This window comes from Stenotrophomonas sp. YJH_SMC_12-1 (assembly GCF_059370935.1).
Window position 1 is genome coordinate 277,274 of sequence record NZ_JCAFUD010000006.1, and the last position, 12,653, is coordinate 289,926.

Genomic DNA, 12,653 nt, shown 5'->3' on the forward strand with positions numbered 1-12,653 from the left:
GAGGATCGTATGGCAACCACGGGCTTGGGCTTCATCGGCCGCACGACCCTCATCATCACTGTGCTGCTCACCCTGGGCGGCTGCGCCACGTTGCGCCAGTTCGGGCCGTCGGTGCAGGTGGCCTCGGTCACGCCCGGCCAGTACATCGCGCTCAAGCGCGGTGACATCCTCACTTCCGGCAAGCTCAGCGCGGCGACCACGGAGACCTTGCGGGTGGCCGGCCTCGATGAAGGCGTATGCGCCAAACCGGGCCTGCCCTGCATCGAGGCGATGGAAAGCAGCATCGTGGTGCGCGAGGAGGACAAACGCTCCAGCCTGGCCGAGTTGTGGCTGCAGTATGCGATGACCCTGCCGGCGCCGAAGCGTGAGTACTCGGCATCCGGCCGCGCCAAGAGCGCGATCACCGAGCTGGATGCCGATTTCCAACCGCGCCTGGATGCGTGGATGCAGGTCGCGCGCCAGGCCTATGCCTATCTTTTCTTCACTGAGCGCACCGCCAACCAGCGCGGCTTCGAAGATCGCCAGACCCAGGTGCGCGACTACTACAACCTGGCCGTGCAGGAAGCCTCGGTACAGCTGTACGACGCCTATGCCACGGGCCGCGTGCACGGCCAGGCCAGCCACTTCCAGCTGGGCCGCTGGACCTTCGTGCTGGCCCCTTCAGGCGAAGCATCACCGCTGGATACGCGTACCCCTACCGAACTGGTACCGGCGGCCTCGCTGTCGTTCACTGGCACGCTGCGCAGCGTGCATCGCCGCGATGGCTTCGGTGCCGAGCTGGTGGCGGTAATGAACGATCCGGCTGGCAGCACGGCCACCCCGCCTTCGGCAGCGACGCCCGCCGCGCAGGCAAGCACCTCGGCCGCGCAGAGCTGGAGCGAGATGCCCTCCCCTTCAATGACGGTGCTGCTGCGCTTCTCGGGAAAGAACCTGTGGGAAGTGCTGCACGACGACGAGCCGGAGCTGGAGATCCACGATCCCTACCAGGTCACGGAAGTCACCCTGCATGGCCAACAGGTTCCGCTGGCCGCGAACTTCACCGCCGGCTATGCGTTGTGGCTGGCTCGTTCCAACTTCAGCCACCAGTCGCTGCGCTCGCTGTTCGGTGGCAAGGGCGGCATCGACACGCCGCACCTGTACATGATGCAGCCCTACGATCCGAACCGTCGCGTGCTGCTGATGATCCATGGCCTGGCCAGCAGCCCGGAAGCCTGGGTGAACGTCGCCAACGAACTGATGCGCGACGACGAGATCCGCCAGGACTTCCAGGTCTGGCAGTTCTACTACCCGACCAACATGCCCATCGCGATGAGCCACGATGCGATGCGTCATACACTGTCCGAAGTGCTCAAGCATTTCGACCCCAGCGGCAAGGCGCAGGCTTCGCATGACATGGTGCTGGTCGGGCACAGCATGGGTGGCGTGATCGCGCGGCTGATGATCTCTTCTTCCGGCGATCATCTGGTCGACACCCTGCTGGAGACTGCGCAGATGACGCCGGCACAGCGTGAACTGCTGCGTACCAAGGGCGCACCGGTGCTGACTTTCCTGCCGGAACCGGAAGTGTCGCGCGTGGTATTCATCGCCACGCCACACCGCGGCACCGACGTGGCGGGCACCCGCCTGGGCCGCTGGATCGGTCGCCTGGTGCGATTGCCGCTGACCGTGCTGGAAGACGTGGCCACCATTGCCAACGATGGTCAGATCGACCGCAATGACGGCAAGCACGGCTACCAGATGAACAGCATCCAGAACCTGGACAAGGATGATCCCTTCGTCCGCGCGGTGGCCGACCTGCCGATGTCGCCGAAGGTGCACTACCACTCGATCATCGCGCGCGCCAAGGCCGATGGGCCGCTGGAAAAGACCGACGACGGGCTGGTGCCCTACTGGAGCTCGCACCTGCCGCACGCGGATTCGGAGAAGGTGATCGTATCCGGGCACAGCGTGCAGGAAGCCACGCCGGCCATCGTCGAACTGCGGCGGATCCTGCATGAAGACATGCAGCAGCATTCGGCCACGGTGAAGTAGCTGCGCGCGGCTGAGGGAAAACCCTCATCGCACGTACGCATCAGCCCTTCTATGCTGGATCCCACCACCCCACTGGAGGTCCGCATGAACACGCAAGAGCCCAGCCGCCAGCCCAGCCCCGACCCGGCCGAGCGCGATGCCTTCTTTCCGTCGCCCTACTCGCTGTCGCAGTTCACATCGCCCAAGAGCAACCTGTCCGGTGCCGACTATCCCGACGCACGCCGCGATGGCCGCTGGAAGGTGCTGATGATCGCTGCGGACGAACGCTATCTACCCACTGCCAACGGCCACCTGTTCTCCACCGGCAACCATCCGGTGGAAACCCTGCTGCCGATGTACCACCTGGACAAGGCCGGCTTCGACATCGATGTGGCCACGCTGTCCGGCAACGCCGCCAAATTCGAGTGGTGGGCGTTCCCGCGCGAGGACACGGAGATCGGCGGACTGTACGAACGTTACGAGTCGCGCTTCCGCCAGCCGCTGCCGCTGGACGAGGTGGTCGCCGGCCTTGATGCGGATTCGGACTATGCTGCGGTGTTCATCCCCGGCGGCCATGGCGCCCTGATCGGACTGCCGCAGAGCCGCGCGGTGAAGGCCGTCCTGCACTGGGCGATGGCCCAGAAACGCTACATCATCACCCTGTGCCACGGTCCGGCCGCACTGCTCGCTGCAGGCGTGGACGAGGCCGATGGTGGTTCGCTGTTCCGCGGCTACCGCATCTGCGCCTTCCCCGATGCGATGGACCGGCAGACGCCAGAGATCGGCTACATGCCCGGGCAGCTGCCGTGGTTCTTCGGTGAGCGCCTGGCGCAGCAGGGCGTGCAGATCGTCAACGATGGCATCGACGGCAGCGTGCTGCAGGATCGCCTGCTGCTGACCGGCGACAGCCCGCTGGCCGGTAATGCGCTGGGCAAGCTGGCCGCGCGCACGCTGCTCGACGCCCTGGCCGGGCGCTGACCCGGATGAGCGAACTGGTGCAGGCGTTGCTGGAACTGGAACGCGCCCGCTCACTGAGTGCGGTGGGCGCCGTACTACGCAGCATTTCTGCACCACTCGGCTACGACCGCGTGCTGGTGTTCGCCACCGGCACGGGGTTGGAGCGCGGTACACAGCGTGTGTACTGGATCGAGGGCGACTGGTTCGGCGATGGCAGCGATACCGACCTTGCGCGCTACCTCCACACCTGCCCCGTCAATCGCCACGTGCTGGACAGCGATGCGCCGTTCTTCTGGAGCAAGCGCCAGGGTGTTCGCGGCGAACGCTATCAGGTGGTGAAGCAGCCACGTGGTGAAGGCCTGCACGGTCTGCAGGTGCCGGTGTTCGGCACCACCGGTCTGGAAGGCGCGATCAGTTTTGCCGGGACAGCGATCGATGCATCGGCCAGCGCGCGCCTGCAGCTGGAAGCTGCTGCAGCTGCAGCATTCCGGGCCGCGCGCCATCTGGCCGAATCGCCTGCCGAGCTTTCAGGAAGCGCACTGAGCAACCGCGAGCGCGAAGTGCTGCGCTGGGTCGCCGCTGGCCGTCGCCAAGCTGAGATCGCGGCCACGCTTGGGCTTTCCACGCGCACCGTGGAGAACCACCTGCGCCACGCGCGGCAACGGCTGGGTGTGGCGACCACCGCGCAGGCAGTGCGTGCTGCCAGCCGTCGCGGCGAGATCGAAGACTGATCACGGCGAGACACTTCCGGCGGCCTGGTTTGCGTGTTACACACGCCATGCGCATGTGCGCGATTGCAGAAAGCAAGGATGATGCTTATGAAACTGCAACTGGCCGCGATGGCCGCATTGATGTTGGCATTGGGTAGTGTGGTACCGGCAACCGGCCACGCGGCCGGGTCCCCCGGATCGACGACCGATTGCGTGCCCGTAAGACTGGGGCCCAACCTCGTGCATCAGCGCTGCACCGTCACCCGCACTCTGGCAGACGGCACCGTTTTCACGTCGGTGTACTGGATAGACGAGAACGGTCAGTGGTACCTCCCGGCAGACTGATCTGCATCGGACACCAACTACGACAAGGAGTGTGATCAATGACGCTGCACAATCGAATGACCGCTTTTTCTTTCGCTGCAGTAGTCGCACTTGCTGCCCTGGTGCCCTCGCCGCCAGCGAATGCAGCCGAAGAGGTCGGCCTGCAGGAGGAGTGCGTGCCCTTCCGCATCAGCGGCAACGTGTTCCACCAGCGTTGCACGCTGTACGTGGTCCATGACGACGGCACCCGCGTGGCCAGCGACCACTACAACCGCGACGAGAACGGGATGATCTACGACCCCTGATCGGGCAAGGGGCATCTGCCGGGCGGAGCGTCCAGCGCCCGTCCGGCATCTCCCAGTCGCCCATCCCGGCATACCGCTGCCCTCGCCTTCCATGGCATGCTTCATGAAACCGTTTTCATGGAATGGAGGGATTCCACGATGTTGTCGCGTTTCCGTCGCCCCGCGCTGTGTGCGCTGTTGGCGCTTGCGCTGCCTGCCGTCGCCTGGGCTGCTGCACCGGCGCCACTCAAAGTGATGTCGTTCAATGTCCGCACCCCGGCCGATACCGAACCGGGCAAGCGCTGGCCCGACCGCCGCGATGCCATGGTCAAGGTCATCCTCGATGCGCGCCCGGCTGTGATCGGCACCCAGGAACTGGTGAAGGAGCAGGCCGACTACCTGTCCGAACACCTGCCCGGCTACCACTGGTTCGGCGAAGGCCGCCGCGGTGGCAGCGGTGACGAACACATGGGCGTGTTCTACGACAGCAAGGTGCTGGCCATCGAGGAGTCCGGCAACTTCTGGTTGTCCGATACGCCCGACGTACCCGGCAGCATCACCTGGGGCAACCTGTACCCGCGCATGGTCACCTGGGCCCTGTTCCGCCGCCTGGACGATGGCCGTCGTTTCTATTTCATGAATACCCACCTGCCCTACCGCGACGAGGATGAACCGCGCCGGGTGAAGGGTGCCGAGCTGATCGGCAAGCGCGTGGAAGCCCTGCCGGCCGATCTGCCGGTGGTCCTGACGGGTGACTTCAACAGCGAGCCCGGTGGTGACACCTACAAGGCATTCACCCGCCTGCTGCAGGACACCCGTAACCAGGTGAAGGTTCCGCAGGGGCCACGCCTGACCTTCCACGATTTCACCGGCAAGGCCACCGTGCAGCTGGACTGGGTGCTGGTGCGTGGCTTCCATGCACGCAGCTTCCTGACCGATGACCGTCGCATCGACGGCGTGCTGCCGTCGGATCATTTCCCGCTGGTGGTCGAGCTGGACTGGCCTGAGTAGAATCCGGTCGAATCCAAAACAATCATACTGACTGAATGGACACACCTTGGCGCGAAGATGCATCTGTCTTCATTTCTTACGCTTGGGGCGGGCAATTTCATGCAAAGGAATGGATCCGTAGCGACATTGTCCGCAACTTGGATTGGAAGTATCGAGTCTTTTGGGACAGGGACAGCGTCGGTTTTGGTCAAAACATCGACAAGCTGATTGAACGCGCGTTTGCGGAACGCCCACTGATCGTTTTCTGCCTTTGTGACAGCGACTTTCTCTCGGCCATGTCGAGACCCGGCTCAGGATTGAATCGCGAACTGGCTATGCTGGAGAAGCACGTGGATCAGTCCGACGTGCGAATCGTCCCAGTCATCCTCGATGCTGAAGCCCGCACAGCACTCCCTCCTGTTCTTCAAGGACGAGCATACCTGGATCTCACCGAACTGCATTCGGAAAGCATTCCATTGGGTGAATTTCTGCTCGCGGCAACCGATGGATCCACGCAAGCCCAGATTACACAGGGGGTACAGCAGCGTCTCGAGTATCACGCACTGAGCAAACGTGCACTTTGCTGGCTTCAGCACCACGGAGTGAGATTTACCGGCTCAGCGAGAACCCATGAAGTTCTCTACAACGGCAGGCTCCTTACGCCACCAGACTGGATGTACGAGAGCCCCGACTGGAACTACATGATTCACGATGACAACGAGGACTTCTGTCCGGCAAAGGGTCGCTGGCTCTGGGACCATAGCGGTCCTTCTCTCGCGATGCGGGCCCTGGGAACTGCTGTTGCTTCGGTGCTGTTCCTTGACCGTTCAAGGCCGGAGCTGCATGGAGCATTCAATTCAGCCGGCTCCGTTCTTGCTGAAAAATTTTTCTGCTACATCAAGTCCCATGAATCATTTCATGTTGATGGAGAAGAGATCATTAGAACGTTACTGAATAGTTCCGATGGCTACCGCGTGATGTCGCGTCTATTCCCACCTGCAGGCCAAGTGTAATTCTGGAAGTGTGGCCATTGCTTCGTTCAGGATCTCAATGCGGTGCAATCTCAATGCCGCGGCTGTCGCGACATCAGCCGGTACAGCGCCTGATGCTGGTTGCGTGCCTGGCAGATGCGGGCACCGACCGCCAGAAACACGGAGATGCCGATCAGGCCCAGCCCCAGCATCTGGTCCGGCAGGCGCATGAAGCCGATCGCAGCCGCCATGGTAGCCAACACCATCAGCACTACGACCGCTACCGACAGCCCTGCGCCAGGCGGTCCCGGATCACCAAACAGCATGCGCTGGGTATCACGTTTGTCGTCGCTCATCGCCTTCCCTCCTGGAATCTGCCCCACTAGTTACACCGCAGGCCCCGGTTCTGGCAGAGTCAGAAACGTCATGACTGTGACAACGTCCACAGCAAGCGACGCGCTACCCTCCCTCCATTCCCGATCTGCGGAGGACGTCATGGCGCACCAGAGCAGTCTGGCCGGATTCATCATCGACTGCGAAGACACGCCCGCTGACGAAGGCGCACGCTTCTGGGCGACCGCCCTCGGCCTGCAGGCGCAGCCATCGTATGGCGAAGATGGCGCCGAGTACGCCGACCTGCAGGGCGCACCCGCGGGTCTGAACGTGGAAGTGCAACGTGTCGCTCACCCCTCACGGGTGCACCTGGACATCGAGAGCGACGACATCGATGCCGAGGCAGATCGACTGGAAAAACTCGGCGCGCGCCGGATCGGCTTCGTCAAACGCTGGTGGATGATGGAAGCACCCACCGGCCATCGCTTCTGCATCGTGCCCATGCGCGAGCGCGACACACCGGCCAATCATTGGCCCTGACAGAAGAAAGGGACGGAAGCCACTGCTTCCGTCCCTTGCGGTTACTGCACTTGCGCCACGCTGGGTTGCTGCGGCGATTGCCCCCAGCCACCCAGCGCCTTGTACACGCCCACCACGCTGACATTGACCTCGGACTCAGCCGCCGCCAACGCATCGTCGGCCGCCAGCTGCGTGCGCTGCGCATCCAGCAGGGTCAGGAAGTCTTCCGAGCCCTCGCGGTAGCGGATCTGCGCCAGCGACTCAGCCCGGCGTGCCGCCTGCGCCTGCTCGACCACGATCGCCAGCCGCGCCTGCTGCTTGGAATAGCGGGTCAGCGCGTTCTCGGTGTCTTCCAGCGCCAGCAGCACGGCCTGCTCATACTGCGCAGCCACACCCTCGGCTTCAGCCTTGCTGGCACGCAGGCGTGCACGCACGGTGCCGAAGTCGAACGCGGCCCAGCTCAGCGACGGCGTCAGCGACCAGGCCTTGTTGTTGCCATTGACCAGGCCACTGGCGTCGCCGCCAAGGAAGCCGACGAAACCGGACAGTGACAGCCGCGGGAACAGGTCCGCAGTGGCCACGCCCACCCGCGCGGTGGCAGCGGCCAGGCGACGCTCGGCCACGCGTACGTCGGCGCGTTGGCGCAGCAGCTCGCGGGTATCGCCCAGCGGCAGCGCCTTGGCAAATGCCGGCACGTCGTGCGGCGCAAGCATGGCAGTCAGCGTTTCCGGACGCTGGCCCAGCAGAACCGCCAGGCGATTGCGCGACTGCGTTTCGGCCACTTCCAGCAGCGGGATATCGGCCTCGATCGCCTTCAGCCGGGCGCGACTGCTCTGCACGTCCAGCTCGCTGCCGGCGCCCAGCTCCCAGCGCGCCTCGGTCAGCTTCTGCGTATCGCGCAGGTTGACCAGGGTGTGCTGGGCCACCGCGATGCGCTTCTGCGTACCGCGCAGCTCGAAGTAGTTGCGTGCCACTTCGGCGGCGACCAGTACCTGCGCATCGGCCAGGTTGGCCTGCTCGGCGTCCAGGTCGGCGCGCGCGGCTTCTGCTGCACGGCGCTTGCGGCCGAACAGATCCAGCTCCCAGCCGGCATCGAAGCCGAGCTGGTAGCTTTCACTGAACACCCGCTGCCCACCCAGCTGCGGATCGGGTTGCTTGCGGCGGTCGTAGCTGCCGCCCGCGGTGATGTGCGGGGCCTGGTCGAAGCGGCTTTCGACGAACACCGCACGGGCCTGGCTGACGCGGGCCACGGCCACGCGCAGGTCCAGGTTATCCGACAGTGCACCGTGCACCAGTTCTTCCAGCACCGGATCATCGAACTGCGCCCACCAGCTGGCCACCGGCGAGGTAGTGCTGAACACAGGCTGCTGCGCCCCCTGCAGCACCACCGGTTCCTGCACCGGCGCCTTGTAGTTCGGGCCGACGCTGACACAGCCCGCCAGCACCAGGCTGGAGACGGCCATCGCCAACGTGCGGATCACCATGGCAGCACCTCGCCCAGGTAGGTGAAGCTGCCGCTGGCACCGGATTCACCGATGAGTGCCATTTCCACGCTGGAGCGTGCACCTTCGCTGATTTCGATCTCGCCGTTGCCGCCGTTCATGTCGGTCTTCACGTAACCCGGATGCACGGTATTGACCTTGATCGGCGTGTTGCGCAGTTCGTAGGCCAGGCTCAGGGTCCAGCTGTTCACCGCGGCCTTGGAGGCGTTGTACGCCGGAATCTTGAAGTCATAGATGCCCGAGGAGGGATCCGCGTGCAGGGTCTGCGAGCCGAGCATGCTGGACACATTGACGATGCGGCCGGACTTGGCCTGCTTGACCAGCGGCAGGAATGCCTGGGTCACCGCCACCAGCGCATACACGTTGGTGTCGAAGGTGCGCTTCCAGGTCTCGAGCGATTGCTCCGACGGCGCCTGCGCAGGATTCTCGATCATGATGCCGGCATTGTTGACCAGGATGTCGAGGCGGCCATGGCGCTGGCGTACCTGCTCGACCGCTTCGGCGATGCTGGCCGCGTCGGTCACGTCCAGTTGCAGGGCTTCGACCGGCAGGCCTTCAGCCTGCAGCTTCAGCGCCAGCTCAACGGCGGTCTCACGCTTGCGACCGGCCAGCAGCGTGTGCACGCCCGCCTGGGCCAGCTGGCGCACGGTTTCCAGGCCGATGCCACGGGTGGCGCCGGTGACCAGCGCGATCTTGTTCTGATGGGTATTCATGGATGCATGCCTTGTGAGGGGGAAGCCGCCGCCGGCCATTGACCGGCGGCGACGGGGTTCCATGTCAGTGGTGGATGGTCGGCTCGCCGTGCTGCACCAGCTGGCCACCACCGTTGCGGGTGACGAACTTGCGCAGGGCCACGTAGAACACCGGGGTGAGGAACAGGCCGAACAGGGTCACGCCCAGCATGCCGGCGAACACGGTGATACCGGTCACCGAGCGCACCTCGGCACCTGCACCGTGCGACAGCACCAGCGGCACGGTGCCGGCGATGAACGCGATGGAGGTCATCACGATCGGGCGCAGGCGCAGGCGGCAGGCTTCCAGCGCAGCTTCAACGATTCCCTTGCCGCCCATCTCCAGTTCTCTGGCGAACTCGACGATCAGGATCGCGTTCTTGCACGCCAGGCCCATCAGCACCACCAGGCCGACCTGCACGAACACGTTGTTGTCACCGCCGGTCAGCCAGACGCCGAACAGCGCGGACAGTAGGGTCATCGGCACGATCAGGATCACCGCCAGCGGCAGCGACCAGCTCTCGTACAGCGCGGCCAGCACCAGGAAGGCCAGCATGATCGCCACCGGGAACACGATGAAGGCGGCTTTGCCCTGGGTCGCCTGCTGGTAGCTCAGGTCGGTCCATTCGGTGGTCATGCCCACCGGCAGCACCTTGCCGGCGATCTCGGTCAGCTTGGTCATCGCCTCGGCCGAGGACAGCAGGCGCGGGTCGGCTTCACCGGCCAGGTCCGCTGCCGGGTAGCCATTGAAGCGCAGCACCGGGTCCGGGCCGAAGGTCTGCTTGATGGTGACCATCGAACCGATCGGCACCATCTCGCCGCGGTCGTTGCGGGTACGCAGCTTGCCGATGTCCTCGACCGTCTCGCGGAACGGACCGTCTGCCTGGGCGATCACCTGCCAGGTACGACCGAACTGGTTGAAGTCGTTGACGTAGGCCGAACCCAGGTAGGTCTGCAGGGTGTCGAACAGTTCGGTGAGCTGCACGCCCTGTGCCTTGGCCTTGACGCGGTCGACCTCGGCATCCAGCTGCGGCACGTTGGCCTGGTAGCTGGAAATCGGGAAGGCCATGCCCGGCGTCTGCGCCACGGTGCCCTGCATCGCCTGCACCGCATTCTGCAGCGCGCCGTAGCCCAGGTTGCCGCGGTCCTCGATGAACATCTGGTAGCCGTTGCCGTTGCCCAGGCCGAGGATCGGCGGCGGCATCATCGCGAAGGCGAAGCCTTCCTGCAGGCCGGCGATCTTCTGGTTGATCTCGGCATTGATCTGCGCAGCGGTACGGCCATGACGCTCGGCGAAGGGCTTGAGCGGAATGAACGCCACACCGGTATTGGGCGTATTGGTGAACTGCAGCGCGTTCAGGCCCGGGAACGAGATGGTGTGGGCCACGCCATCGGTTTCCTGGGCGATCTTGGCCACCTTGCGCAGCATTTCATCGGTACGCGCGATCGACGAACCTTCCGGCAGCTTCACGCCGGCGATCAGGTACAGCTTGTCCTGGGTCGGGATGAAGCCCGGCGGCACCAGCTTGAAGATCACGCCGGTACCGACCAGCAGGATCGCGTAGACCACGAACACCGCGCCACGTCGGCCGAGGATGCGGGCCACGCCACGCTCGTACTTCTCCGAGCTGGACTTGAAGAAGCGGTTGAACGGGCGGAATACCCACCCGAACAGGCGGTCGATCAGGCGGCTCGGGCCATCCTTCGGTGCGCCGTGGGCCTTCAGCAGGCGCGCGGCCAGGGCCGGCGACAGGGTCAGTGAGTTGATCGCCGAGATCACCGTGGAGATGGCGATGGTGACCGCGAACTGCTTGTAGAACTGGCCGGTGACACCGGACAGGAACGCCATCGGCACGAACACGGCACACAGCACCAACGCGATCGCCACGATCGGGCCGGACACTTCGCGCATGGCCTGGTGGGCCGCGGCGGTGGGCGACAGGCCTTCCTCGATGTTGCGCTCGACGTTCTCCACCACCACGATCGCGTCGTCGACCACGATGCCGATCGCCAGCACCAGGCCGAACAGGCTCAGCGTATTGATCGAGAAGCCCAGCAGGTACAGCGCGGCGAAGGTACCCACCACCGACACCGGCACCGCGATCAACGGGATGATCGAGGCACGCCAGGTCTGCAGGAACAGGATCACCACCAGCACCACCAGCGCGATCGCTTCCAGCAGCGTGGAGACCACGGCCTTGATCGAGTCACGCACGAAGATGGTGGTGTCATACACGGCTTCGTACTTCACGTCGGCCGGCATGGTCTTCTGCATCTCGTCCATCGTCGAGATGACCTGGTCACGGATTTCCAGCGCGTTCGCACCTGGCGACTGGAAGATGCCGATACCGACCGCGTTCTTGCCGTCCAGCTGCGAGCGCAGGGTGTAGTCGCCCGCACCCAGCTCCAGGCGGGCCACGTCGGACAGGCGCACGATCTCGCCATCGGTGCCGCTCTTGAGCACGATGTCGCCAAATTCCTTTTCGGTCTTCAGTCGGCCCTGGGCATTGATCAGGGTCAGGAACTTGCTGTCCGGCAGCGGTTCGGCGCCGAGCTGGCCGGCTGACACCTGCACGTTCTGCTCGCGCATGGCGCGCACCACGTCGCTGGCGGTCAGGCCGCGCGAAGCCACCTTGTCCGGATCCAGCCAGGCGCGCATGGCGTAGTCGCCACCACCGAAGATCTGCGCATCACCGACGCCCGGAATGCGCGCCAGTGCATCCTTGACGTGCAGGCGGGCGTAGTTGCGCAGGTACAGGGTGTCGTACTTGCCTTGCGGGGAGGTCAGGTGCACCACCATCAGGAAGGTCGGCGACTGCTTCTGGGTGGTCACGCCCTGCCGGCGCACGTCCTCGGGCAGGCGCGCCTGCGCCTGCGCCACGCGGTTCTGCACCTTCACCGCCGCTGCGTCCGGGTCGGTGCCCGGGCGGAAGGTGACAGTCATCTGCAGCACGCCGTCGGAACCGGCGACCGACTTCAGGTACATCATGCCTTCGACGCCGTTGATGGCTTCTTCAAGCGGCGTGGCGACGGTCTCGGCGATGACCTTGGGGTTGGCGCCCGGATAGACCGTGCGCACGACCACCGACGGCGGCACCACTTCCGGGTACTCGCTGATCGGCAGGATTGGAATCGTGATCAGGCCTGCGGCGAAGATCACGATCGACAGCACCGCCGCGAAGATCGGCCTGTCGATGAAGAAACGGGAAAAGTCCATGGAGGAATTCCTGGGAAAGGCATTCGGCGGGCAACAGCCGCCCTGCCCCTCGCCGAAATGACGAAGGCAGGGAAGGCTGCCGCTGGCGCCGGCAGCTAAGCGGGG

Annotated in this window: 12 protein-coding genes; 8 read left to right on the plus strand and 4 right to left on the minus strand. The window is 64.6% G+C overall.

Annotated features, from left to right (window positions below; all coding sequences use genetic code 11):
- Window positions 1-9: 9 nt before the first annotated feature.
- The 7 genes from AC5P8Y_RS13220 (at window position 10) to AC5P8Y_RS13250 (ending at window position 6,288) form a co-directional block, all read left to right on the plus strand.
- Entirely contained in the window at window positions 10-2,031 is a 2,022-nt protein-coding gene (locus AC5P8Y_RS13220) for an esterase/lipase family protein (protein ID WP_049397840.1), read from the plus strand.
- A gap of 84 nt (window positions 2,032-2,115) precedes the next feature.
- Window positions 2,116-2,988, plus strand: a complete 873-nt coding sequence (hchA, locus tag AC5P8Y_RS13225) for a glyoxalase III HchA (protein WP_033833105.1) — start codon at window positions 2,116-2,118, stop codon at window positions 2,986-2,988.
- 5 nt (window positions 2,989-2,993) lie between these two features.
- On the plus strand, window positions 2,994-3,698 hold the full coding sequence (locus AC5P8Y_RS13230; RefSeq protein ID WP_033833099.1) for a PA1136 family autoinducer-binding transcriptional regulator: 705 nt from the start codon (window positions 2,994-2,996) through the stop codon (window positions 3,696-3,698).
- 87 nt (window positions 3,699-3,785) lie between these two features.
- Window positions 3,786-4,022, plus strand: coding sequence for a hypothetical protein (locus AC5P8Y_RS13235; RefSeq protein ID WP_033833098.1), 237 nt, complete (start codon window positions 3,786-3,788; stop codon window positions 4,020-4,022).
- A gap of 56 nt (window positions 4,023-4,078) precedes the next feature.
- Window positions 4,079-4,306 carry a hypothetical protein gene (locus AC5P8Y_RS13240; RefSeq protein WP_227200225.1) on the plus strand — a complete coding sequence of 76 codons (228 nt, stop codon included), beginning with the start codon at window positions 4,079-4,081 and terminating at the stop codon, window positions 4,304-4,306.
- A 138-nt stretch (window positions 4,307-4,444) separates the two neighbouring features.
- Window positions 4,445-5,296 (plus strand): endonuclease/exonuclease/phosphatase family protein, encoded by an 852-nt coding sequence (locus tag AC5P8Y_RS13245; protein ID WP_033833096.1) that lies wholly within the window; start codon window positions 4,445-4,447, stop codon window positions 5,294-5,296.
- Between the two features lie 35 nt (window positions 5,297-5,331).
- Complete coding sequence (locus AC5P8Y_RS13250) at window positions 5,332-6,288, plus strand: toll/interleukin-1 receptor domain-containing protein (protein WP_080240872.1); 957 nt, start codon at window positions 5,332-5,334, stop codon at window positions 6,286-6,288.
- A 50-nt stretch (window positions 6,289-6,338) separates the two neighbouring features.
- Here AC5P8Y_RS13250 and AC5P8Y_RS13255 read toward each other — a convergent pair whose 3' ends face one another.
- Window positions 6,339-6,602, minus strand: coding sequence for a hypothetical protein (locus AC5P8Y_RS13255; protein ID WP_049395953.1), 264 nt, complete (start codon window positions 6,600-6,602; stop codon window positions 6,339-6,341).
- A gap of 139 nt (window positions 6,603-6,741) precedes the next feature.
- On the opposite strand from AC5P8Y_RS13255, the gene AC5P8Y_RS13260 reads away from it, so the two are divergent.
- Window positions 6,742-7,119 carry a VOC family protein gene (locus AC5P8Y_RS13260; RefSeq protein ID WP_495202007.1) on the plus strand — a complete coding sequence of 126 codons (378 nt, stop codon included), beginning with the start codon at window positions 6,742-6,744 and terminating at the stop codon, window positions 7,117-7,119.
- 41 nt (window positions 7,120-7,160) lie between these two features.
- Here AC5P8Y_RS13260 and AC5P8Y_RS13265 read toward each other — a convergent pair whose 3' ends face one another.
- From AC5P8Y_RS13265 to AC5P8Y_RS13275, 3 genes are all read right to left on the minus strand, one after another.
- Window positions 7,161-8,582 carry an efflux transporter outer membrane subunit gene (locus tag AC5P8Y_RS13265; protein WP_043035475.1) on the minus strand — a complete coding sequence of 474 codons (1,422 nt, stop codon included), beginning with the start codon at window positions 8,580-8,582 and terminating at the stop codon, window positions 7,161-7,163.
- A complete protein-coding gene (locus AC5P8Y_RS13270) occupies window positions 8,576-9,313 on the minus strand; it encodes an SDR family oxidoreductase (protein ID WP_005409112.1) in 738 nt (245 codons plus the stop codon). Before AC5P8Y_RS13270 ends, AC5P8Y_RS13265 begins: the two co-directional genes overlap by 7 nt.
- Before the next feature lie 64 nt (window positions 9,314-9,377).
- Window positions 9,378-12,548, minus strand: coding sequence for an efflux RND transporter permease subunit (locus tag AC5P8Y_RS13275; RefSeq protein ID WP_005409111.1), 3,171 nt, complete (start codon window positions 12,546-12,548; stop codon window positions 9,378-9,380).
- Between the last annotated feature and the right edge of the window lie 105 nt (window positions 12,549-12,653).

Bases quoted from the DNA above. Each gene is read 5' to 3' on its own strand.
- AC5P8Y_RS13250 (WP_080240872.1), top strand. From the start codon at position 5,332: ATGGACACACCTTGGCGCGAAGATGCATCTGTCTTCATTTCTTACGCT.
- AC5P8Y_RS13270 (WP_005409112.1), bottom strand. From the start codon at position 9,313: ATGAATACCCATCAGAACAAGATCGCGCTGGTCACCGGCGCCACCCGT.
- AC5P8Y_RS13265 (WP_043035475.1), bottom strand. From the start codon at position 8,582: ATGGTGATCCGCACGTTGGCGATGGCCGTCTCCAGCCTGGTGCTGGCG.
- AC5P8Y_RS13240 (WP_227200225.1), top strand. From the start codon at position 4,079: ATGACCGCTTTTTCTTTCGCTGCAGTAGTCGCACTTGCTGCCCTGGTG.
- AC5P8Y_RS13255 (WP_049395953.1), bottom strand. From the start codon at position 6,602: ATGAGCGACGACAAACGTGATACCCAGCGCATGCTGTTTGGTGATCCG.
- AC5P8Y_RS13230 (WP_033833099.1), top strand. From the start codon at position 2,994: ATGAGCGAACTGGTGCAGGCGTTGCTGGAACTGGAACGCGCCCGCTCA.
- AC5P8Y_RS13275 (WP_005409111.1), bottom strand. From the start codon at position 12,548: ATGGACTTTTCCCGTTTCTTCATCGACAGGCCGATCTTCGCGGCGGTG.
- AC5P8Y_RS13220 (WP_049397840.1), top strand. From the start codon at position 10: ATGGCAACCACGGGCTTGGGCTTCATCGGCCGCACGACCCTCATCATC.
- AC5P8Y_RS13235 (WP_033833098.1), top strand. From the start codon at position 3,786: ATGAAACTGCAACTGGCCGCGATGGCCGCATTGATGTTGGCATTGGGT.
- AC5P8Y_RS13245 (WP_033833096.1), top strand. From the start codon at position 4,445: ATGTTGTCGCGTTTCCGTCGCCCCGCGCTGTGTGCGCTGTTGGCGCTT.
- AC5P8Y_RS13260 (WP_495202007.1), top strand. From the start codon at position 6,742: ATGGCGCACCAGAGCAGTCTGGCCGGATTCATCATCGACTGCGAAGAC.
- hchA (WP_033833105.1), top strand. From the start codon at position 2,116: ATGAACACGCAAGAGCCCAGCCGCCAGCCCAGCCCCGACCCGGCCGAG.